The sequence below is a fragment of the Allorhizobium sp. nf9_anc genome, from assembly GCF_056323085.1.
In genome coordinates this window covers 224575-245642 of sequence record NZ_CM150481.1, presented here as the reverse complement: position 1 = coordinate 245642, position 21068 = coordinate 224575, and the positions used below count along the sequence as shown (strand labels likewise).

At 61.6% G+C, this 21068-nt stretch carries 20 protein-coding genes; 12 read left to right on the top strand and 8 right to left on the bottom strand.

The features are described 5' to 3' along the window. Nucleotides 1–24 precede the first annotated feature (24 nt). The 3 genes from treZ to AC02Y0_RS01015 form a co-directional block, all read right to left on the bottom strand. Nucleotides 25–1797, bottom strand: a complete 1773-nt coding sequence (gene treZ / locus AC02Y0_RS01025; RefSeq protein WP_476381712.1) for a malto-oligosyltrehalose trehalohydrolase — start codon at nucleotides 1795–1797, stop codon at nucleotides 25–27. A gap of 101 nt (nucleotides 1798–1898) precedes the next feature. Further along, nucleotides 1899–2978, bottom strand: a complete 1080-nt coding sequence (locus AC02Y0_RS01020; RefSeq protein ID WP_476383926.1) for a Gfo/Idh/MocA family protein — start codon at nucleotides 2976–2978, stop codon at nucleotides 1899–1901. Nucleotides 2979–3051: 73 nt separating this feature from the next. Beyond that, on the bottom strand, nucleotides 3052–3771 hold the full coding sequence (locus AC02Y0_RS01015; protein ID WP_476381710.1) for a GntR family transcriptional regulator: 720 nt from the start codon (nucleotides 3769–3771) through the stop codon (nucleotides 3052–3054). A 93-nt stretch (nucleotides 3772–3864) separates the two neighbouring features. On the opposite strand from AC02Y0_RS01015, the gene AC02Y0_RS01010 reads away from it, so the two are divergent. The 12 genes from AC02Y0_RS01010 to glnT all read left to right on the top strand — a co-directional run bounded on the left by AC02Y0_RS01010 (nucleotide 3865) and on the right by glnT (nucleotide 15921). After that, complete coding sequence (locus tag AC02Y0_RS01010) at nucleotides 3865–5022, top strand: LLM class flavin-dependent oxidoreductase (protein WP_476381708.1); 1158 nt, start codon at nucleotides 3865–3867, stop codon at nucleotides 5020–5022. After that, nucleotides 5022–5915 carry an aldo/keto reductase gene (locus AC02Y0_RS01005; protein ID WP_476381706.1) on the top strand — a complete coding sequence of 298 codons (894 nt, stop codon included), beginning with the start codon at nucleotides 5022–5024 and terminating at the stop codon, nucleotides 5913–5915. The genes AC02Y0_RS01010 and AC02Y0_RS01005 overlap by 1 nt, the downstream gene beginning before the upstream one ends. After that, on the top strand, nucleotides 5915–6433 hold the full coding sequence (gene smoA, locus AC02Y0_RS01000) for an NADH-dependent FMN reductase SmoA (RefSeq protein ID WP_476381705.1): 519 nt from the start codon (nucleotides 5915–5917) through the stop codon (nucleotides 6431–6433). The genes AC02Y0_RS01005 and smoA overlap by 1 nt, the downstream gene beginning before the upstream one ends. Nucleotides 6434–6626: 193 nt before the next feature. Continuing rightward, nucleotides 6627–7217, top strand: coding sequence for a TRAP transporter small permease (locus tag AC02Y0_RS00995; RefSeq protein ID WP_444556020.1), 591 nt, complete (start codon nucleotides 6627–6629; stop codon nucleotides 7215–7217). Further along, nucleotides 7217–8506: a TRAP transporter large permease gene (locus AC02Y0_RS00990; protein ID WP_476381703.1), complete on the top strand. Its 1290-nt coding sequence runs from the start codon at nucleotides 7217–7219 to the stop codon at nucleotides 8504–8506. Before AC02Y0_RS00995 ends, AC02Y0_RS00990 begins: the two co-directional genes overlap by 1 nt. 24 nt (nucleotides 8507–8530) lie before the next feature. Then, nucleotides 8531–9586, top strand: coding sequence for a TRAP transporter substrate-binding protein (locus AC02Y0_RS00985; protein WP_476381701.1), 1056 nt, complete (start codon nucleotides 8531–8533; stop codon nucleotides 9584–9586). Nucleotides 9587–9684: 98 nt separating this feature from the next. After that, the gene (locus AC02Y0_RS00980) at nucleotides 9685–10731 is read left to right on the top strand and encodes a YeiH family protein (protein ID WP_476381700.1); all 1047 of its coding nucleotides are present in this window, start codon (nucleotides 9685–9687) and stop codon (nucleotides 10729–10731) included. An 86-nt stretch (nucleotides 10732–10817) separates the two neighbouring features. Then, a complete protein-coding gene (locus AC02Y0_RS00975) occupies nucleotides 10818–11477 on the top strand; it encodes a helix-turn-helix domain-containing protein (protein ID WP_476381698.1) in 660 nt (219 codons plus the stop codon). A gap of 89 nt (nucleotides 11478–11566) precedes the next feature. Beyond that, complete coding sequence (locus AC02Y0_RS00970) at nucleotides 11567–12472, top strand: class II glutamine amidotransferase (RefSeq protein WP_476381696.1); 906 nt, start codon at nucleotides 11567–11569, stop codon at nucleotides 12470–12472. Between the two features lie 25 nt (nucleotides 12473–12497). Beyond that, entirely contained in the window at nucleotides 12498–13184 is a 687-nt protein-coding gene (locus tag AC02Y0_RS00965; protein ID WP_476381694.1) for a protein GlxC, read from the top strand. A gap of 14 nt (nucleotides 13185–13198) precedes the next feature. Then, nucleotides 13199–14527, top strand: coding sequence for an FMN-binding glutamate synthase family protein (locus AC02Y0_RS00960; RefSeq protein ID WP_476381691.1), 1329 nt, complete (start codon nucleotides 13199–13201; stop codon nucleotides 14525–14527). Between the two features lie 86 nt (nucleotides 14528–14613). Continuing rightward, complete coding sequence (gene glnT, locus AC02Y0_RS00955) at nucleotides 14614–15921, top strand: type III glutamate--ammonia ligase (RefSeq protein WP_476381690.1); 1308 nt, start codon at nucleotides 14614–14616, stop codon at nucleotides 15919–15921. Between the two features lie 15 nt (nucleotides 15922–15936). On the opposite strand, the gene AC02Y0_RS00950 is transcribed toward glnT, so the two are convergent. The 5 genes from AC02Y0_RS00950 to AC02Y0_RS00930 form a co-directional block, all read right to left on the bottom strand. Next, on the bottom strand, nucleotides 15937–17016 hold the full coding sequence (locus AC02Y0_RS00950; RefSeq protein WP_476381688.1) for an ABC transporter ATP-binding protein: 1080 nt from the start codon (nucleotides 17014–17016) through the stop codon (nucleotides 15937–15939). After that, nucleotides 17013–17840, bottom strand: a complete 828-nt coding sequence (locus AC02Y0_RS00945; RefSeq protein WP_476381686.1) for a carbohydrate ABC transporter permease — start codon at nucleotides 17838–17840, stop codon at nucleotides 17013–17015. The genes AC02Y0_RS00950 and AC02Y0_RS00945 overlap by 4 nt, the downstream gene beginning before the upstream one ends. Next, complete coding sequence (locus AC02Y0_RS00940) at nucleotides 17837–18739, bottom strand: carbohydrate ABC transporter permease (RefSeq protein WP_476381684.1); 903 nt, start codon at nucleotides 18737–18739, stop codon at nucleotides 17837–17839. Before AC02Y0_RS00940 ends, AC02Y0_RS00945 begins: the two co-directional genes overlap by 4 nt. A 128-nt stretch (nucleotides 18740–18867) precedes the next feature. Next, nucleotides 18868–20103, bottom strand: coding sequence for an ABC transporter substrate-binding protein (locus AC02Y0_RS00935; RefSeq protein ID WP_476381683.1), 1236 nt, complete (start codon nucleotides 20101–20103; stop codon nucleotides 18868–18870). 62 nt (nucleotides 20104–20165) lie between these two features. Further along, the gene (locus AC02Y0_RS00930) at nucleotides 20166–21068 is read right to left on the bottom strand and encodes a sugar phosphate isomerase/epimerase family protein (RefSeq protein WP_476381681.1); all 903 of its coding nucleotides are present in this window, start codon (nucleotides 21066–21068) and stop codon (nucleotides 20166–20168) included.

The window sequence follows — 21068 nt, the reverse complement described above, 5'->3', positions numbered from 1 at the left end:
CGATCCGGGAGAGGACGCCACCCGTCACTCCTTGACCCCGAAGACGAGGGACCAGGGCCCCAGACCATCGGGACGATGCTCGCCGAGAGCATAGATCACGTCGACAATATCGCGCTCCATGGTGGTGGTGACGGCAAGCGCCGTCGGATTGGCCACGAGCACATATCGGCGCCCATCCACAAGCGGCCATTCGACCCGGATCACCTTGCCGTCCAGTGCATGAGAGCCGCCGCTGCGCATGTGAGACAAGAGCGGCACCACGCGTTCCCGACGCAATGCGATGAGCTGACGATACCGCTCGGTCCAGACAAGACCCGAAGCGGACATTGCTGTTGCCCAGTCGAGCTTCGCCAAATGGAACGTCGTTTCCGCTGTCGGATCAAGGACATGATCACCGTCAAAGCCCGGCAGCTTGGAAAGCTCCGTTCGCCTTCCCTTACGCACCGCTTCATTCAGTTCCTCGTCGAAATCGCAGAAATACGGAAAAGGGCTGGCCGAGCACCATTCCTCTCCCATGAAGACCATGGGGACCTGTGGCGAGAGGAGAACCAGCGAGGCTGCGAAAGCGAGCGCCGGCTCCGGCAGCGAAGCCATCACCCGGTCACCGTTTGCGCGGTTGCCGATCTGGTCGTGATTGTGAAGGAAGGAAACGAATGCCGATGGCGGAAGATGGGCGCTCGGCTGGCCGCGCGTTTCCCCACGATAGGGCATCACCTCGCCCTGATAGACGAACCCTTCGGCCATCGCCCTCGCCAGTGCCGAAATCGCATCCTCGTAGTCGCCGTAATAGCCGAATATCTCGCCAGTAGTCGCCACATGCAGCGCATGATGCACATCATCGTTCCATTGCGCCTCAAAGAGAGCCGGTCTTGCCCCCGTGTCGCGCTCAAGTAGCCCCGCATCATTCTCCTCGTTTTCCACGATCAGATGAACGTGACGATCAGGAAATTGCTCCCGGACACGAGCGGCGAGATCCTCGACGAAATGCGGTTCGCTGTCATCGCGAATCGCGTGAACGGCATCCAACCTCAGTCCGTCGATGCGATATTCGCCGATCCAGTAGAGGGCGTTCTCGATCAGGAATTCCCGGATCATGAGACTTTGTTCGGCATCGAAATTGATACCGTCGCCCCAGGGTGTCTGATGGCTGGACGTAAACAAGGGCGCATAGGCCGGCATGAAATTGCCTGACGGACCGAAGTGATTGTAGACGACATCAAGGAAGACAGAGATCCCCCGCCGGTGTGCTTCATCTACGAGGAGCACCAAGTCTTCCGGGCGCCCATAGGAACTGTCGGGCGCGTAGTGCATCACCCCGTCATAACCCCAGTTCCGCTGTCCCGGAAAGTCTGCGATCGGCATCAGCTGTATAGCCGTGATGCCGAGGGTAGAAAGGTGATCGAGCCGCTCGATCACGGCGCGGAAAGTCCCCTCCTCGGTGAAGGCACCGACATGCAACTCGTAGAGGACCATGTCTTCCCATGGCCGCCCGCGCCACGGCAGATCCCGCGATGGGTGACGTGAGAGATCGGCGACTTCGCTCGGGCCGAAAACGTCCTCAGGTTGATGGCGACTTGCCGGGTCCGGGACGACGAGACCATCGGGCAGGCGAAACCGATATCGCGCACCCGGCACAACCCCGGCGACCTTCAGATGAAACCAACCTTCGTCCCGCGGATCCATCGGCTGCGCAGAGTGCCCGTCGACTTCGAGCGTGACCGCGTCGCAATGCGGGGCCCAGAGCCGAAACCGCACCCCGTCATCCTCGATCACAGGGCCGAAAGTATAATCATTCACGCGGCATCTCCTCGCACTGGCACGATGAGAGCAAACGCGGCAAGTCGTGAAATGTTCGGCTCTGAGATGATGCTGCGGCGGGTTTGCGACCCGCCGCTCTCTCAGACGGCGTTCGGCGAAAACGCGAGGGGGAAAGTCACAACCTGGCCGGTCTCTGCCGATTGTTGAGCAGCAAGCCCCATGGCCACGGCCCACCAGCCATCCTCGATCGCAACCTCGACCAGACGTTCGCCCTTGGCGGCTTTCTGGAAGCGCTGATGCTGGTAGAAGGTCGAACCATTATGGTCACCGGCTTCCAGCAGCTGCGGGTCGACCGGGATCTCGACGACATGCGGCCCCTTCGGATCGCGTGGCGAGACGATCACCTGGGCAATCGGCGGCTCTCCGAGATGCTCCGGCCAGAAGCGACCGGGACCGGGAACCAGGCACTCGATCTTGCCCTTAGGCCCGACCGCCGAGATCTCTTCCTGATAGCGGGCACCTTCGGCAAACATGCAGAGCTCCAGCATGGCGCGGGCGCCGGACGCAAAGTCGACAATGACATATGCATTGTCCCAGATGTCGGAAGGCTTGCCGTCATAGACCTCGTCGAGATGGTTCACCGACTGCCCGCCAGACGCCATGACACGCACGGGATCGGATTTCAGGATATGCCGCATCAGGTCGAAGAAGTGGCAGCATTTCTCCACCAGCGTTCCGCCGGTATTGCGGTTGAAGCGGTTCCAGTCGCCCACCTTCTCGAGGAAGGGGAAGCGATGCTCGCGGATGGTCAGCATGCGGATGCCGCCGGTCGCCTCGTCCGCCTGCTCGATCATCCGAGCAACGGGCGGCATGTAGCGGTATTCCATGGCGACCCAGATCGGCGCCGGATAGGCGGCGCGGAGCGCTGCAAGGCGGGGCGCATCGGCGGGATCGGTGAAGAGCGGCTTTTCGACCAGCACCGGCAGCGGGCGGATTGCGGCGATCTTTTCGAGCTGTTCGAGATGCAGATAGTTGGGGCTTGCGATCAGCAGGCAGTTCACTGCCTCGACGCCGAGCAGTTCTTCGATCGAGCCTACCATTTTAGCATTCGGGACCGCCTCGGCAGAGAGCCTGCGCATGCCGGCATCCGGTTCGAAGATTGCCGCCACCGACGCATCCGGCAAAAGCGCGATATTGCGCAGATGCTCCTGCCCCATCATACCACAACCGATGATCCCGTATTGAAGTCCTGTCACTCTTTCCTCCTGGATTGGACCGCTCCCCGCGGCCCTGTCATTTCAGTCGCGCGACGTAGCGGGCGACGGTGTGATCGAGCCAGGTCCGCGAGACTTCCGCGCGGACGCCCTCCTGATCCTGGCTGATGCGTTGAATGTGTGTGACCGGCGCGCCGGCCGCCTGGCTGAAGCTCGCAGGCGCCCAATCCGGCACGACGTCGAGGCCGATCTGGTCTTCCGCCCGGGCGATCCAGAGCGACAGCTTGGTGCGGTAAAAGAGATAAAGGGATTCCGACACCGCCTCGAGATCGATCCTCTCGACATAGGAGCCGTCGAGCCAGATCTCCTCGAGTGCGGCCGGTCTGCCGGAAAGACGACGCAGACGCCGGATGCGATGCGCCTCTGTGGAACCGCCGAAACTGGGCAGTCCAGAAGGCTTCGGCAGGCGGTCGATCGAGAGGATCTCGGCCGTCGGCAAACCGCCCCCGCCCAGGAGTTCCAGCCGGAACATCGCATAAACCGACTTGGGATCAGAGATCGCCCTGATGTAATTGCCGGAGCCCTGGATTCGCTCCAGAAGTCCGCGATTCTGCAGCTCCGCCAGGGCCTTGCGCAGCGTGCCGACGGCAATCCCGAGTTCCTCGGCCATGTCCCGTTCCGGCGGCAGCTTTTCGCCATCAATCAGCCGCCCGGCCGCGATGTCGCGCACCAGGAGTTCGGTGATCTGGACATAGATCGGAAGGCTGCCGGGCGGCTGCGTTGCGGGGTTCTGTGGCACTTCGGTACGCCCAAGAAAAAATTGATACACTATTGATCTACATCAAATCGGGTGTTAGGCAAGAGGAAAGTTGGAGCCTTGGAGGAGACCTCAATGACTGTCGTACCCGTCACATCGGCCGATCTCGATGGCGCAGAAGTGTCGTGGTTCGCCGCCCTCTGCTCTGACGATTATCAATTTCTCGGCGTGCCGGATGGCGCCCTGCGCTCGAGCTGGGAGCATTGCTCCGACATCGTACAGAAGGCCGAGCAACTGGGTTTCCGCAACATCCTCTGCCCGTCCTCCTATCAGGTCGGCCAGGACACGCTGAGCTTCGTTGCCGGCTGCGCGCCGATCACGTCGAAGATCAACATGCTGGCCGCCATCCGTTGCGGCGAGATGCAGCCGATCATGCTGGCGCGGACCGTCGCCACCCTCGACCACATGCTGAAGGGTCGACTGACACTCAACGTCATCAGCTCGGACTTCCCTGGCGAAGTCGCAGACAGCGCCTTCCGCTACAAGCGCAGCCACGAGGTGGTCGAGATCCTCCGCCAGGCCTGGACGCGAGACACGATCGACCACGAGGGCGAGGTTTATCAGTTCAAGGGCGTCTCGACCGAACCCGCCCGCCCCTATCAGCAGAACGGCGGCCCCCTGCTCTATTTCGGCGGTTACTCCCCCGATGCCCTGGAGCTCTGCGGCGCGCAATGCGACGTCTATCTGATGTGGCCGGAGAAGAAGGACCAGCTCGCCGAGCGCATGAAGGCCGTGCACGCACGCGCCGAAGCCCATGGTCGCACGCTGGATTACGGTCTGCGCGTCCACATGATCGTGCGCGACACCGAGAAGGAAGCCCGCGAATACGCCGAATACATCGTCTCAAAGCTCGATGACGAATACGGCAAGCTGATCCGCGATCGCGCGCATGACTCGATCTCGCTCGGCGTCGCCCATCAGGCCCGCGCCCGCGAACTCGCCGACCAGTTCGGCTATATCGAACCGCATATGTGGACCGGCATCGGCCGCGCCCGCTCCGGCTGTGGTGCAGCCCTTGTCGGTTCGACGGATCAGATCCTCTCGGAACTCGAAGCCTACAGAAAAATGGGTATCCGCGCCTTCATCCTGTCAGGATATCCGCATATCGACGAGGCAGTTCACTTCGGCACCAAGGTACTGCCGGAACTCAAGACCGTCTCGCTTCCCCATGCTTATGGCCGCGTTCCCTCGGAAACGCCGCCCACACCTCTCGAAAATGGAGTTCGCCGCTGATGCAGCGCGTCAATCTCACCCCAGACCTCACCTTCAGCCGCCTCGTCTACGGCATGTGGCGCATCGGCGACGATGCCGACACCTCGCCCAAACACGTCCAGGCCAAGATCGAGGCCTGCCTCGCCCAGGGCATCACAACGATGGACCAGGCGGACATCTATGGCGGCTACACGGCAGAAGCCGTGCTCGGCAACGCGCTCAAGGCCTCACGGGGTCTGCGCGATAAGCTCGAAATCGTCACCAAATGCGATATCGTCGCCCCTGTTGGCCGCCATGCGGCAGCCCGCGTCAAGTATTACGACACGTCGGCGGCTCACATCACGGCATCGGTCGAAGCCTCGCTCAACGACATGGGCACCGACCATGTCGACCTGCTGCTGATCCACCGTCCTGATCCGCTGATGGATCCCGACGAAACAGGCCCGGCTCTCGATGCGCTGGTCGCTTCGGGCAAGGTACGCGCCGTCGGCGTTTCCAACTTCCGGCCCTGGGATTTCTCGCTTCTTCAGTCGTCGATGGAGAACAATCTCGTCACCAACCAGATCGAGATGAGCCTGCTTGCGACGGATACCTTCGTGAACGGCGATCTGGCCTATCTCCAGGAGCGCATGGTTCCCCCGATGGCCTGGTCGCCGCTCGGTGGCGGACGTCTCATGGACGGCTCGAAGCCGGAACTTCTCGCGGCCCTCAAGCGGATCGGCGCAGAACATGGCGTTGACGAAACGGCAGTCGCCGTTGCTTGGCTCCTGCGTCACCCGGCCGCCATCATGCCGGTCATGGGCACCAATTCGCTCGATCGTATTGCCAAGATTGCAGACGCGACCAAGCTTGAGATGGATCGCCAGACCTGGTTCGAGCTTTACACGCTTGCGATCGGACGGGAGGTCGCCTGATGATGGCTGCCAATGACATCCATGCTTTGGAGGCCGTCTTCGTTCCGGGCGCCGACAACCATCGTGCCTTTCGCAACGCCCTGGGCAGCTTCACCACGGGTGTGACCGTGGTGACCGCAATGACCTCAGACGGGCCGATCGGCATGACGGTGAATAGCTTTGCCTCGGTGTCGCTCGATCCACCACTGGTACTCTGGTCACCGGCCAAGAGTTCGTCGCGGTACGGCGCTTTTACGGGTGCCCGCCATTTCGCGATCCACGTGCTCGGTGCGGATCAGGACCACCTGAGCGCCGCCTTCACACGCGGTGGCAATGGCTTCGACGGGATCGAGGTTAGATTCAACGACGAAGGCGTCCCGGTTCTGCCGGGCACGCTCGCGCGTTTCGAATGCGCCGAGCAGGCGCAGCATGACGCCGGGGATCACACGATCATCATCGGCAGGGTGTTAAGGGTCGCACATCGGAAGGGAGAACCGCTGTGCTTCTCGGGAGGACGGTTCGGACGCTTCGCGGTCTGAGCTGGGAGTTTGGGAGGAGGTCGTCGGTGCATGCCTGGCATGCGCGGCGAGGCAGTTGAGGACGATCTGGAACAAGTGCCGCAAGGAGGATTTTACTCCGCCGCGACCTGAAACTGGAACAGCCGTGTTTGCGCGGCGAGGTATAGTCTTCGATAGTCTCGCAAATTGACCGATGATAAAAACGGGTGGAGACATGACAGCATTATCGAACCTGACCAACCTGCTCGGCCGGCTCAACGCCGCCGTGCTGATGGTCGGACTCTGGCTGGGCGCAGGCGCTCTCGGCATCATGCTGTTCTTCATGCTGATGCAGGTCTTTTTCCGCTACTTTCTCGGCAACGCCCTGCCCTGGAGTGAGGAGGCATCGCGCTTCCTGATGCTCTGGATGACAGGTCTTCTGGTGCCGACCGCCTTCCGCCAGGGCGGTTTTGTGGCCATTGGCCTGATCCTCGACAACCTCCCGCGCCTGCTGTCTGCTCTGATAAGCCTGATGTTCCTCCTCTTGATCGGAACCGTGCTCTATGTCGGCATGCGCATCGGCTGGAGTGAAGTCACCGGGATCGGTGGCCGTTTCGCGATGGCGGCGATCGCCGTTCCCACATCCTTCGACCTGTCCACCTGGATGAAGGTGCCACGCGGCTGGATGATGGCGTCGCTCGCGGTCGGCATCACCCTGATGTTTGTGGTCAACATAGAACTCGTTCTCAGAACACTCCTGAAGCTGACGGGCCATGACCGGGAACTGACCCCGATCCGCATCGCCGGACAGTTGGGAGCCGAATGATGCTGAGCCTCTTCCTTCCTCTCTTCATCGTCTTCCTGCTCTTCGGGCTGCCGATCGTTTTCGGCCTGATCGCAGCACCTGCTCTCATCCTCTGGTGGAACGGCCAGGAGCGCGACATCGTGCTGCTCTACCGCAACATCTATGCGGGCATGGACAGCTTCCCGTTGATGGCCATCCCCTTCTTCATGCTAACTGGGGAACTGATGAACCGGGCTGGCATAACAGTCCGCATCGTGCGCTTTGCCCAATCCATGGTCGGCCACATGCGCGGCGGCCTGGCCCAGGTCAACGTCGTCGATTCCATGATGTTTGCCGGCATTTCCGGTTCGGCCGTAGCCGACGTTTCCGCCCTCGGCGCCATGCTGATCCCGGCCATGGAAAAGGAGGGCTATACCCGCCGTTTCGCGGCCGGCATCACGGCGGCATCTGCCATTATCGGCCCGATCATTCCGCCCTCCGGCATCATGATCATCTACGCCTATGTGATGGGTGAAAGCGTCGCTGCCCTGTTTCTCGCCGGCATCGTGCCCGGCATCCTCATCGGCATCAGCCTGATGGTGATGATCCGGCTGCTGGCCAACCACTACGATCTGCCGGCCGCCACCAAGCGCGCCTCCTGGCGCGACCGTGGTCGCGCGATGATCGGCGCGTTCTGGCCGCTCCTTACCCCCGTCATCATCATGGGCGGCATTCTGGGTGGCGTCTTCACACCGACGGAAGCCGCCGCCATTGCCGCCGGTTACGCATTCTTCCTCGGCCTCTTCGTCATCGGCACGCTGAAGTTCAAGGATATCCCGGGCATCCTGATGCGCGCGGCGATGACGTCCGCCGTCGTGCTTCTGCTGATCGGGGCCGCTATGGCCTTCAAGACGGTGGCATCGCTTGCACATACGCCGGAACTGCTGGCCGACCTATTCCTCAACCTCAGCGACAACCCGCTCGTCCTGCTGTTCCTTGTCAACATTCTGTTGTTCGTCGTTGGCATGTTCCTGGACGCGGGTCCGGCAATCATCGTGCTGGGACCGATCCTCGGGCCGATCTTCACGTCGCTCGGCGTCGATCCGGTGCATTTCGCGATCATCATGGTGGTGAACCTGACGGTCGGCCTGCTCACGCCACCGATGGGCCTCGTGCTCTTCGTCACGTCTTCGGTCTCCGGACTGAAGGTAGAGACGGTGGCCAAGGCCGTCATGCCATTTCTCTTGGCGGAAATCGTGGTGATCTTCTTGATCACCTATTTCCCTGCCCTGACCCTAACGGTCCCGCGCCTTGCGGGCTTCGTCGACTAACTTGAGAAAACGGGAGGAACCAGAATGCTCAAGTCCATGTTCAAGACCCTGCTGCTCGCCAGCGCATTGACGATCACGGGAGTGGCGCAGGCGGCCGACATCACGCTGCGTGCCACCGCCAATTCCAACGAGAACGACGAGGACTATGACGGCCTCGTCGTCTTCAAGAATTATATCGAGAACGCCTCGAACGGTGCGATCGCCGTCGAGATCTTCATGGGCACGCAGCTCTGCGCCACGGGTGAAGAATGCCTCCAGGGCATCGCCGATGGGTCGCTCGACGTCTATATCTCGACATCAGGCGGTGCTGCCGGTCTCTTCCCCTATATCCAGGTGCTCGACCTGCCCTACCTGATGAGCGACGACCGGATTGCCGAGGAAGTGCTGACTGGCGACTTCACACGCAAGCTGCGCGAAAAGGCACTGACCGACAGTGACAACAAGATCCGCCTGATGACGATCGGAAATACCGGCGGCTGGCGCAACTATGCCAACACCAAGCAGGCTGTAAAGTCGCCGGAAGATCTGAAGGGTCTCAAGATGCGCACGGTGCCGGCCGATCTGCCGCAGCAGGTTGCGACCGCAGTGGGTGCAGCGCCGACCCCGATCCCGTGGCCGGAACTCTTTACCTCGCTGCAGACGGGCGTTGTCGAAGGCACGGCCAACGGCATCACCGACATCATGTCGATGAAGTTCCCGGATGCCGGCCTGAAATATCTGACGCTCGATGGCCACAGCTACATGGGCGCCTTCTGGTGGATGTCGAACGACCGCTTCCAGGCCCTCACACCCGAGCAGAAGCAGATCGTCGTCGATGGCTTTGCCGCACTCCAGCAGGCAACCTTCGCCTCGCCGAAGCGCAAGGAAATCGCAGCCTACCAGGACTTCGCCAAGGCCGGCGGCGAGATCTACGTGCCGACGCCTGCCGAGAAGGAAGCCTTCAAGACCGCCGTCTCGCCCGTCTTCGACTGGTTCAAGACGAACGTCACAGGCGGTGCCGAAGTGTTTGACCAGTTCACGGCAGCGGTTGCCGACGCCCAGAAGAAGGTTGACGCCGAGCGCGCAGCTGACTTGAACTGATGAACGCGGGATGCGCGGCGAACCCGCGCATCCCATCCCAACCGCCCTGCGCATCGCGCGAGATTTCAATCTCCGGGGCGACCCACCAGAGGTGATCCATGCCAGAACCGTCGACCGCCTCGCCCGATCCGGAGCGAGAACGCCACTCTGCGACCTTGAGCGGGCGATGGCAGAAGCTATTCCCCGGTCTGTCCGTGACCGTGTTGATCGCGCTGGCCTCAGCTTTCCTGTCGGAACATTACGGCGCACCGGCCATGCTGCTCGCAATCCTGATCGGGCTTGCGCTGCACTTCCTGGCCGAGGACCCGAAGACTGCTGCAGGCCTCGACTTCGCCTCTCGGACGGTTCTTCGCGTCGGCATTGCCCTGCTCGGCCTGAGAGTGAGCGTCGCGATGTTCGCCGAACTGGGAGCTGCTGTGATCGCGATGATCGTCGGTGCGGTCTTGCTCACCATTGTCTTTGGCATCCTCGCCTCGCGCCTCTCTGGCCAGGGGACGGCCTTCGGCGTCCTGACCGGTGGCGCTGTCGCGATCTGCGGGGCTTCGGCAGCCCTTGCGATATCAGCAACGCTTGGGAACCGCAGCAAGGAAGCCGACCAGCAGATGGTCTTCACCGTCATCGGTGTGACCATGCTGTCTACCCTCGCCATGATCTTCTACCCGATCCTCGCAAGTCTGGCAGGGTTGGACGATCACCAGACCGGCATCTTCCTCGGCGCGACGATCCATGATGTCGCCCAGGTCGCTGGCGCCGGCTTCTCGGTTTCCGTCCCTGCAGGCGAAACGGCCGTTTTCGTCAAACTCATCCGCGTCACCATGCTGGCGCCTGTGGTCCTCGTGGCAGCACTTGCCTTTCGAAGCACGGTCTCCGGCGATGTGAAGCGCCCGCCGCTGCTGCCGGGCTTCGTGGTCGCCTTCCTGTTGCTGGCAGCCCTGAACTCGCTTGTGACCATCCCCCCCATGGTGGCCGATTGGGCAGGCATCGTCTCGCGCTGGGCCCTCCTGGTCGCCATTGCCGCCGTCGGCGTAAAGACTTCACTTCCGGAAGTCTTCAAGATCGGCGGACGCGCGATCGGCGTGCTGGTCGCCGATACCGTCTTCCTTGCACTGATCGTACTGGCAGTCCTCGTTTTCGTTGGACTGTGACGGAAACGACCGGGACCATTGGGCAGGCGCTGAAAATCCGCTAGAGGATCATGACCCGGCATGCCGGCGAAGCATGAGGAGGATCCATGGCAAAGACACCCAAAACAGCGAAAAGCGCCCAGAAGTCCGCGCTGTCGCAGGATCCCCATGCCGTTCGCGAGCCCCGCGCCAACAATCTTGAGATGGCGATTGGCCATGAGGTGCGGACCTATCGCAAGAAGCTCGGCATCACGGTTGCCGATCTCGCAGCAGCCACCGGCATGTCGGTCGGCATGCTCTCGAAGATCGAGAACGGCAACATCTCGCCGTCGCTGACAACCCTTCAGGCGCTGTCCAAGGCACTGGGCATGCCGATCACCGCCTTCTTCAAGGGCTTCGAGGAGCCGAAGTCCGCGAGCTTCGTGAAGGCGGGCGAAGGCGTGAACCTGGAGCGCCGGGGAACCCGCGCCGGCCACCATTACAGCCTGCTCGGACACATCGAAAACAACACTTCGGGCGTCGTCGTCGAACCCTATCTGATCACGCTGAATGCCGAGTCCGACGTCTTTCCGACCTTCCAGCACGAGGGCATGGAGTTCCTCTACATGCTCGAGGGCGAAGTGGTCTATCGGCACGGCGACAGCCTCTACCGCATGCAGGCAGGTGACAGCCTGTTCTTCGACGCCGATGCACCGCACGGGCCGGAAGAACTCGTAAGCCTGCCGGCACGATACCTGTCGATTATCTCCTATCCGCAACGCCGATAGTTGCCCACTAGGAAAACTTTATTCCTTTAGATTGATTTTCTCGGATGCCGCTGCTAGCCCTTTCTCCAGAGACTTTGGAGGGCGTGGCCATGTGCGGCATTGTAGGTCTGTTTCTCAAGGACAAGGCGCTGGAGCCCCGGCTCGGCGATCTCCTCTCGGACATGCTGATCACCATGACCGACCGAGGACCGGACTCGGCCGGCATCGCCATCTATGGCGGCGTCGATGGCAAGACCGCCAAAGTCACCATCCAGTCCGCCGCCCCGGAAAGTGATTTTGCGGGCCTCGCCGAAGATCTGGTAAAGGCAGGCATCGCCGCGGAAATCGAATTGAAGAGTACCCATGCGGTCATCTCGATCGCCGCGAGCCAACTGACCGAGATCCGGTCTGCCCTCGCTGATATCCGCCCCAATGTCCGCATCATGGGCTCCGGGGAAAGCGTCGAGATCTTCAAGGAAGTCGGGCTTCCCAAGGAAGTCGTGCAGCGTTTCGGCGTCCGCGCGATGGGCGGCACCCACGGCATCGGCCACACCCGCATGGCGACCGAAAGTGCCGTCACGACGCTCGGCGCCCATCCCTTCTCGACCGGGGCAGACCAGTGCCTCGTGCACAATGGCTCGCTGTCGAACCATAACAATCTGCGCCGCGAACTGATCCGCGAAGGTATGTCATTCGAGACCCAGAACGATAGCGAAGTCGCCGCTGCCTATCTCACAGCCGAGATGGCCAAGGGCAAGGATCTCGGCGAAGCCCTGACCGGCGCGCTCGATGATCTCGACGGCTTCTTCACCTTCGTCGTCGGCACCAAGACCGGTTTCGGCGTCGTGCGCGACCCCATCGCCTGCAAGCCCGCCGTCATGGCCGAGACCGACCAGTATGTCGCCTTCGGCTCGGAATACCGCGCGCTCGTCAACCTGCCGGGCATCGAGACCGCCCGGGTGTGGGAGCCGGAGCCGGCAACCGTCTATTTCTGGGACCACAAAAAGGCCGCCTGATCCGCGTATCGAGAAAGCTTGCAGAATGCCAATCTTCGACCTCTCCCATACTCCGCTTCGTGAATTGAACAGCGCGCTCCACAATCTCGGTGCCGGCTCGAACGACACCCTGTTCGAAGTGGTGAACCCGCGTGGCCACCATGCGGTCGCCGTCGGCATCGATGCGCCCGTCACCGTCGAAGTGAAGGGATCGGTCGGCTACTACTGCGCCGGCATGAATGACGGCGGCACCGTGACCATCCATGGCTCGGCTGGTCCGGGCGTGGCGGAAAACATGATGTCCGGCACGGTGGTGATCGAGGGCGACGCCTCGCAATATGCTGGTGCCACCGGTCGCGGCGGCCTGCTCGTCATCAAGGGCAATGCCGCCTCCCGCTGCGGCATCTCGATGAAGGGCATCGACATCGTCGTGCACGGCTCGATCGGCCACATGTCGGCCTTCATGGGACAATCAGGCCATCTGGTCGTCTGCGGCGACGCAGGCGAAGCTTTGGGCGACAGCATCTACGAGGCGAAGCTCTTCGTGCGCGGCTCGGTGAAGAGCCTCGGTGCCGACTGCATCGAAAAAACAATGCGCCCCGAACATCTCGAAATGCTCGCCGAACTGCTGGCCAAGGCCGGCGTAACGCATGCGAAGCCTGAGGAGTTCAAGCGCTACGGTTCGGCCCGGAAACTCTACAATTTCAACATCGACAATGCCGACGCGTATTGAGGCGAGGAACAGCCATGAGCTACCACAACCCCTTCACCCCGCCGCGCAAGTCCGCCACTTTCGATGATCATACGCTTGCCGAAATCCGCCGCGCGGCCGCAACCGGCATTTATGACATCCGGGGCGGTGGCACGAAGCGCAAGGTCCCGCATTTCGACGACCTGCTCTTCCTCGGCGCCTCGATCTCGCGCTATCCGCTCGAAGGCTACCGCGAGAAATGCGACACCTCGGTGGTCCTCGGCACGCGCTTTGCTAAGAAGCCAATCGAGCTGAAGATTCCGATCACCATTGCCGGCATGAGCTTCGGCGCGCTCTCAGGCAATGCCAAGGAAGCACTCGGACGCGGCGCGACGCTGGCAGGCACCTCGACCACGACGGGCGACGGCGGCATGACCGACGAGGAGCGCGGCCATTCCGAAAAGCTCGTCTACCAGTATCTTCCCTCTCGCTACGGCATGAACCCTAGGGATCTGCGCCGCGCCGACGCGATCGAGGTCGTGGTCGGTCAGGGCGCGAAGCCCGGCGGCGGCGGCATGCTGCTAGGCCAGAAGATCTCCGACCGCGTCGCCCAGATGCGCAACCTGCCGATGGGCATCGATCAGCGCTCCGCCTGCCGCCACCCCGACTGGACAGGCCCCGACGATCTCGAGATCAAGATCCTCGAACTGCGCGAAATCACTGACTGGGAAAAGCCGATCTATGTGAAAGTCGGCGGCGCCCGTCCCTATTACGACACCGCTCTTGCGGTGAAGGCTGGTGCGGATGTGGTGGTGCTCGACGGCATGCAGGGCGGAACGGCGGCGACGCAGGACGTCTTCATCGAGAATGTCGGCATGCCCACCCTCGCCTGCATCCGTCCGGCCGTTCAGGCGCTGCAGGATCTCGGCATGCACCGCAAAGTCCAGCTCGTGATCTCGGGTGGCATTCGCTCGGGCGCTGATGTTGCCAAGGCTCTGGCGCTCGGCGCCGACGTAGTCTCGATCGGCACGGCAGCGCTCGTCGCCATCGGCGACAACGACCCGAAGTGGGAAGAGGAATACCAGAAGCTTGGCACCACAGCCGGCGCCTATGATGACTGGCATGAAGGCAAGGACCCGGCCGGCATCACCACGCAGGATCCCGAGCTTGCCGCCCGCCTCGATCCGGTCGCTGCCGGCCGCAGGCTCGCCAACTACCTCAAGGTGATGACGCTGGAGGCGCAGACCATCGCGCGCGCCTGCGGCAAGAACAAACTGCACAATCTGGAGCCGGAGGACCTCTGCGCGCTCACAATGGAGGCCGCCGCCATGGCCCAGGTGCCCCTTGCCGGCACCAGCTGGTATCCGGGCAAGGGAGGTTTTTAAAAGCCTGATGGCCGCATCCGACTCCCACGGATGCGGCCATTCTTTTTCAACACATGTGTCTCAATCCATAAAAACAGGGGAACGACGTGACACAGGATCTGGCAGGCTTCGCTGCGGAGCGAGGCATCAAATACTTCATGATCAGCTATACCGACCTCTTCGGCGCCCAGCGCGCCAAGCTGGTCCCGTCTCAGGCCATCGCCGACATGCAGAAGGACGGCGCAGGCTTTGCCGGCTTTGCCACCTGGCTCGACCTGACGCCCGCCCATCCAGACCTCTTCGCCATCCCTGACGCCTCCTCCGTCATCCAGCTCCCGTGGAAGCCAGAGGTCGCCTGGGTCCCAGCGGACTGCATGATGGAGGACGAACCGGTCGCACAGGCCCCGCGCGTGGTTTTGAAGAAACTCGTCGCAGAGGCTGCGGAGCATGGTCTGCGGGTGAAGACCGGCGTTGAGCCGGAATTCTTCCTGGTCTCGGCTGACGGCGAAACGATATCGGATCAATACGACACGGCCGAAAAGCCCTGCTACGATCAGCAGGCGCTGATGCGCCGTTACGACGTGATCGCCGAAATCTGCGACCACATGCTGGCGCTCGGCTGGAAGCCCTACCAGAACGACCATGAGGACGCGAATGGCCAGTTCGAGATGAACTGGGAATACGACGATGCCCTGAAGACGGCCGACAAGCATTCCTTCTTCAAGTTCATGGTGAAGTCTGTCGCCGAAAAGCACGGCCTTCGCGCCACCTTCATGCCGAAACCCTTCAAGGGCCTGACCGGTAATGGCTGCCATGCGCATATCTCGGTCTGGGATCTTGATGGCAAGGTCAACGCCTTCGCCGATAAGGACATGCCCTTCGGCCTCTCGGCCAAAGGCAAGACCTTCCTCGGCGGCATCATGAAGCACGCCTCGGCACTCGCGGCGATCACCAATCCGACGGTCAATTCCTACAAGCGCATCAACGCCCCGCGCACCGTCTCCGGCGCCACCTGGGCGCCAAACACCGTGACCTGGACCGGCAACAACCGCACCCACATGGTCCGCGTCCCCGGCCCCGGCCGCTTCGAACTCCGCCTGCCCGATGGCGCCGTGAACCCCTACCTTCTGCAGTCGATCATCATCGCGGCTGGCTTGAGCGGTCTCAAGAGCAATGCTGATCCCGGCCCGCATTACGACATCGACATGTACCGCGATGGCCACACGGTGAAGGATGCTCCAAGGCTGCCGCTGAACCTCCTCGACGCGCTGCGCGCCTTCGAGCAGGATGACGTGCTGAAATCAACGCTTGGGTCTGAATTCTCAGACGCCTATCTCAAGCTCAAGCATGACGAGTGGAACAGCTATTGCGGGCATTTCACAGCCTGGGAACGGCAGACGACGTTGGACATCTGAGGGACCGCACCAGCATCAAGCCACGATCTCGATCCGCCTTTCGCTGTCTGCATCGAACAAGTGCAGATGCGCCGGATCGAAGCCGAGCGACATTATGTCCCCATGCTTCAGTGACTGGCGCTCGGAGACCACGACGTTGATCTCCGGCTTGCTGGCGGAACTGATATAGGTCAACGAGCCCGTGCTCTCGACAATGCCGACAGGAAGCTTGAGCTGTGCCTCGGCATCCGGCACCAGCCGCAAATGCTCGGGCCTCAGGCCAACGGTCAGGTGCGAAGCCGTGGGAACAGGCCGATCGAGAGCGATCACCTGTGGCGTACCCAGATCGAGCACCAGCGACTTGCCGTCAGCCCCAACCGCGGCTGGAATGAAGTTCATGGCCGGCGACCCGATGAAGCCGGCGACGAACTTGTTGACCGGCCGGTCATAGAGCTCAAGCGGCGCGCCCTGCTGCTCGATCACACCTTGCCGCATGACCACGACATGGTCCGCCATGGTCATCGCCTCGATCTGGTCATGGGTGACATAGACCGAGGTCGTACCCAACCGGTCATGCAGCGAGCGGATCTCCTTGCGCATGTGCACGCGAAGGGCGGCGTCGAGATTGGACAGCGGCTCGTCGAACAGGAAGGCCTTGGGATGCCGGATGATTGCCCGGCTCATCGCCACGCGCTGGCGCTGGCCACCGGAGAGTTCGCGCGGATAGCGATGCAGCAGATTGGACAAGCCCGTCGTTGCCGCCACCTCTTCTGCCGCCTTCTTCGCCTCAGCCTTCTTCACCCCGCGAATGCGCAGCGAATAGGTGAGGTTCTCCTCGACGGTCATATGCGGATAGAGCGCATAGGACTGGAACACCATGGCAAGGTCGCGCTTGCGCGGCGGAACACCATTCATTCGCTCGCCGGCAATCACCAGGTCACCGGCCGAAATGCTCTCAAGGCCGGCCAGCGACCGAAGAAGGGTGGACTTGCCACAGCCGGACGGACCGACCAGAGCCACGAACGATCCCTTCTTGATCTTCAGGTCGATGTCGCGAAGCGCATGATAGGCACCGTAGTATTTGTTGACGCCGGATAGTTCGATCTGATGGGTCATTTGAGAGCTCCAGACGTGAGCCCGGAGACGATCCGGCGCTGCAGAAGAACGAAGGCCGCGAGGATCGGCGTTACATAGATCGAGGCAAACGCCATGATGTTGTTCCACTCGTTGGTATTTGGCCCCATGAAGGAATTGAGCCCGACGCTGGCCGGCTGGAATTCGGCATCCTGGATGATCGACTTCGAATAGACGAACTCGCCGAAGGCCTGCATGAAGATCAGGATAGCCGCCACCAGGATGCCGTTGCGGGCAAGTGGCAGGACGATGTGAAAGAAAGCGCCGACCCGCGAATTGCCATCGACAAGGGCTGCCTCCTCAAGCTCGATCGGCACGCTCATGAAAGTGGCGCGCACCAGCACCACGAAGAACGGCATGCTTTTCGCGGCAATCGCGATGATGACGGCAAGCCGCGGATATTCCAGCATCCCGAATTGCGAGAACCCGACAAAGATCGGCGTAATCATCAGCGAGGCCGGCAGAACCTGCAGCATCAGGATGAGGAAGAGCCCGACATCGATCCAGCCATTGCGATAACGGGCGAGCACATAGGCGCAGCCCGTGCCGAGCACCGTGATCAGTGCCACGGCGCCGAAGGCGATGATCAGCGAATTCCACATGTAGCGGGCGAGGTTTCGGCTCTCCCAGACATACATGTAGGTGCCCCATTGCGGATCGCTCGGCCAAAAGCTCGGCGGCGTCGCGAACATCGCCGAACCGGTTTTCAGCGCCGTGACGTACATCCAGTAAAGCGGGAAAAGATAGATGGCTGCGAGAGCAATCGCGATCGTCAGCATGAGCCGGTTGCGCCAGGTCTCGGTCATCCGCGCACCTCCTGCCGGGTCGAGCGCACATAGACAACGGACGCCAGCATCACGAAGACGATCATGATGACGGAGATGGTCGCACCTCGGGCGAAATCATATTGCCGGAAGGATTGGTCCCAGGCCCAGTATTGCGCGACATTCGACGCATTGTTCGGCCCCCCGGAGGTAATGGCGGCGAAGAGGTCGAACTGCTGAAGGGTGAAGATCAGGCCGAGCGAGATGATCGCGCCGATCGTGGAGCGCATCATCGGAAGCGTAATCGTCCAGAAACGCTGCCAGACATTGGCACCATCGAGTTCAGCCGCCTCGTAGAGATCTTTTGGAATGCCGGAGAGACCGACCGATAGCAGGATCATGTTGAAGGAAGTCCCGAGCCAGATATTGGCGATGATCACGGCCCAGAGCGAATAGTTCGGGTCCGAGCGCCAGAAGATGTTCTCCGAGATCAAGCCCGTTTCCCGAAGGAAGAAGTTCAACACCCCGAAATCGCCCGACAGCACCAGGTTCCAGATCGCGCCGACTACAAGCCCTGGCATCACCCAGGAGACGAGAAAGAGCCCGCGCAGCCAGGAAGCGCCGGGAAAATTCGTCCAGAAGAACAGCGCAAGGGAAAACCCGATCAGAAACTGGCCGGCAATGGAGGCCCCGACAAAGATGGCGGTGTTGATGAAGATCGGCCAGGTTTCCCGCTGGGCAAACAGCGAGACATAGTTCTTGAAGCCGACAAAGGGGCGAAAGAAGGAGCCCAGAGAGAACATGTCGACTTCCTGGAAGCTCATCAGCACATTGTAGAGCAGCGGCAGGCCGGACAGGACGAAGAGGAAGGCGAGCGGCAGTCCGACGAGGCCGATGTCGAAACCACGGCCATCAGTCAGGCTGGACAGGATCTTGCGCATGAGGGTCTCCGCATCGCGATGGGAATCTCCGGTCGGGCCGCCCCCGCGACTAAGGCGAACGAGGACGGCCCTCCGGGAGGTTGACGAAGTAGGGTCGAGCCTTTTCCCACAGGGGGCGTGGGGAGAGGTCAGCCGGTTACGGCAGCGATGGTTTCAGCTGCCTGATCGAGTGCTTCCTTCGGCGTCATCTGGCCGGTGAGAGCACTCTGGATGGCATCCTGGATCGCCTTGGAGATCTTCGGCCATTCCGGATGCGGACCACGAGCCTTGGCGAACTGCAACTGCTCCTGGAAGACCTTCAGCGCTGCATCCTTCTTCTCGTTGCCTGTGGCCGGCAGCGTGATATCGGAGCGGGCCGGAAGCTGGCCGTATTTCTCGAACATCACATTGTCCTGTGAGGCGAAGTATTCGAGTGCCTTGAAGGCTTCCTCGGGATGTTTGCTGTTCGAGAAGATCGCATAGTTGAAGTCGCCCATCGCGGACGACCGCTCGGCACCGGCTTCCGGCACCGGCAGAAGCGTGACACGCCAGTCGAACTTGGCTTCATCCGACATGCGGTTCAGCTCCCAGGGCCCAGAGATCGCCATGGCGGCATTGCCGGAATTGAAGGTGCCGGTCGAATCCCACTGTCCGCGCGTCAGGCTGTCGGGCGAGGCGAGCTTCTCGTCCATGATCGTCTTCCAGGCTTCGAGCGCCTTCACCGCACCATCGGCGTTGATCTTCTCGTAGCCACCGCCGCCCATCTGCGCCCAGGGCAGGAACTGGAAGGTGCCTTCTTCGCTGGCCTTGGCAGAGAAGGACAGGCCGTAAACATTCTTAGCGGGATCGGTCAGCTTGCGTGCAGCGTCGATGAGTTCTGCCCAGGTCTGCGGCGGCTTGTCCGGATCGAGGCCCTTTTCCCTGAACATGTCCGCATTGTAGTAGAGCGCTATCGTATTGGTCGCCTTGGGCACGCCGAACAGCTTGCCGTCCCAGGTGACGGAATTGAGCGGGCCCGGGAAATAGTTGGCCGGCTTGATGACCTCGGATTTCGCGATCCGGTCCGTCAGGTCGAGGAAGGCACCGCGCGAGGCAAAGAGCGCATGCTCCGGATTGTCGACGGCGATAATGTCGGGCGCCTGACCGGTCGAATAGGCGCGCATCGCTTCGCTGACGACATCGTCGAACTGCACAAGACGATACTCGACCTTGATGCCCGGCTCCTTCTCGTCGAATTCGCGGGCCAGATTCCAGGCCGGCTGCTCCGGCTTGTCGAGGCTCCAGATGGTGATGGTGACCTCTTCCTGTGCATGGGCTGCCACAGCGAGCCCGGACACGGAGGCCAGCGCCAGCGCGCCGGCCATCAGGCAATTCTTGATAGACATGCTCTCCTCCTTAGGGTTTGACCTTGTCGTCTCGCCGGCTTCCTCCAAGCCGACGGGCAGTCTCATTGCGGGTCGGTGACGAAATCCCCGCCCCGGCAATTCTTCAGATAGTTGAGGCCATGCACCTGGCCGGTCATTTCCAGCGCGTCGCGATAGACGGGATCGTGCCAGCCCTCGATGTCGATCGAGCCGGACCAGCCGGCGAGCCGAAGCTCGGAGATCACATCCGTCCAGTTGGTGTCGCCGAAGCCCGGCGTGCGCATGAACACGAAGGGGTGCTTGCCGAAGACCCCATGTTCACGGATCACGTCCCAGCGGATCGTCGCGTCCTTGCCATGCACGTGGAAAAACTTGTGGGCCCATTTGCGGATCTGCGGGATCGGGTCGATGAGATAGACCATCTGATGGCACGGTTCCCACTCGAGCCCGATGTGGTCGTCCGGTGTCTCATTGAAGATCAGCTCCCAGGCATCCGGATTGTGGGCGATGTTCCAGTCGCCGGTCTGCCAGTTGCCGTCCATGGCGCAGTTTTCGAACGCGATCTTCACGCCCTTGTCGGCAGCACGCTTGGCGAGCTCGCTCCAGATTTCGCGGTAGCGCGGCAGGCTCTCCGTCAGTGGGCGGTTACGGATACGACCCGTAAAACCGGCGACACAGGTCGCGCCGAAATGATGGGCATTGTCGATGCAATCCTTCCAGCCCTGAAGGGTCTGGAGATCCATGTCGGTCTCTTCCAGCGGATTGCCGAACATCCCGAGCGTCGAAATCGTGATGTCGCGATCCCCAATCGCCTCGACGCAGCGCTTGCCGAGATCGGCGAGGTCCTGACCATTGGTGGTCTGCCAGAAGAAGGGCTCAAAACTCTCGAAGCCCATGTCGGCGATCTGTCCGATCCGCTCGGCCGCCTTGCCGCCGCTGGCGCTGACCATGGTGCCGATACGAATGGATTTTGCAGGATTGCTCAC